The organism is Ferdinandcohnia sp. SAFN-114, from assembly GCF_059415045.1.
Genome location: NZ_JBPFDQ010000185.1, coordinates 1 through 1,772, shown reverse-complemented (window position 1 = coordinate 1,772; position 1,772 = coordinate 1). Strand labels below are relative to the sequence as shown.

Annotated in this window: 1 protein-coding gene; it reads left to right on the top strand. The window is 34.8% G+C overall.

The features are described 5' to 3' along the window. Positions 1-104 precede the first annotated feature (104 nt). The gene (locus ACR65M_RS26770) at positions 105-1,673 is read left to right on the top strand and encodes an IS1182 family transposase (protein ID WP_341331490.1); all 1,569 of its coding nucleotides are present in this window, start codon (positions 105-107) and stop codon (positions 1,671-1,673) included. Positions 1,674-1,772: the final 99 nt, after the last annotated feature.

The following is a 1,772-nucleotide window of genomic DNA, read 5'->3' as shown; positions in this document are numbered from 1 at the left end:
TGAGTAAAATTTCACAGGCTTTGATTATTTTTAAATAAAAAATAAGGACATTCTTTGTTAAAATTAAGTTACCACACCAAATCCAAACAGAAAGAAGTGTCCTTATGTTTAAAGATTATAACATGAATCAATTAATTTTGCCTTTAAATTTAGAAGTAAAATTACAAGAGAATGATATTGCCTTCCATGTACATAACTTAGTTGAAAGTATTCCAGCTGAAGCACTTGAACCATTTCTTCGAAATGAAGGTTGCCCTGCTTATCATCCACGCATGATGTTAAAAATTATCTTATGTGCGTATTCGCAGTCTGTCTTTTCTGGACGTAAAATCGAGGCGCTTTTAAAAGATAGTATCCGTATGATGTGGCTTTCCCAAGGTTATGAACCGAGTTATCGCACCATTAATCGTTTCCGTGTTCACCCCGAAGCAATAGAACTGATTCGACAATGTTTCGTGCAATTCCGTTGCCATCTAGTACAGGAGAAATTAATCAATCAAGAAGCCATTTTCATTGATGGTACAAAAATAGAGGCGAATGCGAACAAATTTACATTCGTGTGGAAAAAGGCGATTGAGAAATACCACAAGAACTTAATTGAAAAATCAAATCAACTGTACAACGAATTACTTGAAAAAGAAATCCTACCTGAAATTGAACGAGACAATGATGAACAATTAACACTTAAAGAACTCGACCAAATGGTTGAAAAAGTAAATGAAGTCATTACGGAATATGACCAAAAAATTGAAACATCATCGAGCGTAGAAGAAAGAAAAGCACTAAGAAGTGAACGAAAATATCCGAAGCAAGTGCATAAGCAGCTGACTGATTATATTATACGGATTCAGAAATATCAACGAGATTTTGAAATCTTTGGCACACGTAATAGTTATTCAAAAACAGACCATGATGCAACTTTCATGCGAATGAAAGAGGATTATATGAAAAATGGTCAATTGAAAGCTGGTTATAATGTACAAATCGCAACAGAAGGTCAATACGCGCTTGCCTATAGTTTATTTTCAAATCCAACAGATACACGTACTTTAATTCCATTTCTAGATCAAATCGAGAAATATTATTTCGAATTACCGAAACATATTGTGGCAGATGCAGGTTACGGAAGTGAACAAAATTATGATGATATCCTTTCTAAGCGTAAACGAGAAGCTCTAATTACCTATAATATGTATCTGAAAGAACAAAAGAAAAAACATAAACAAAATGAGTTTAACCCAGACAACTGGCAGTACGATGAAGAAACGGATACATACACTTGTCCAAATCACAGACATCTTCCATTTAAATATCAATCTGAACGTACGGATAGAACAGGCTTTAAACGGGGATTTAAAGTATATGAATGCGAAGACTGTTCTGACTGCCCATTCCGTTCATCCTGTACAAAAGCTAAAGAAGGTAATAATCGAAAGTTAATGGTGAACGAGAAGTGGGAACATCAAAAAGAATATGTGAGAGCGAAGCTTTCAGAAGAAAAAACAGGTGCCATCTATCGTCAACGTAAGATTGATGTAGAACCAGTTTTTGGATTCTTGAAGGCTAATTTGCATTTCACTCGATTTTCTGTACGTGGAAAATCGAAGGTTGAGAATGAAATGGGCCTTGCATTAATGGCCGTGAATTTAAGAAAATTCACGGCCAACAGATAAGATTGTGTGAAAATTAATAGCAAAAAATAGATAAAGGAGAACTTGAGTTCACTCAAATTCTCCTTTATCACTATTCGAAGCTAGTTATGTCCCAGCCTC

Bases quoted from the DNA above. Each gene is read 5' to 3' on its own strand.
- ACR65M_RS26770 (WP_341331490.1), top strand. From the start codon at position 105: ATGTTTAAAGATTATAACATGAATCAATTAATTTTGCCTTTAAATTTA.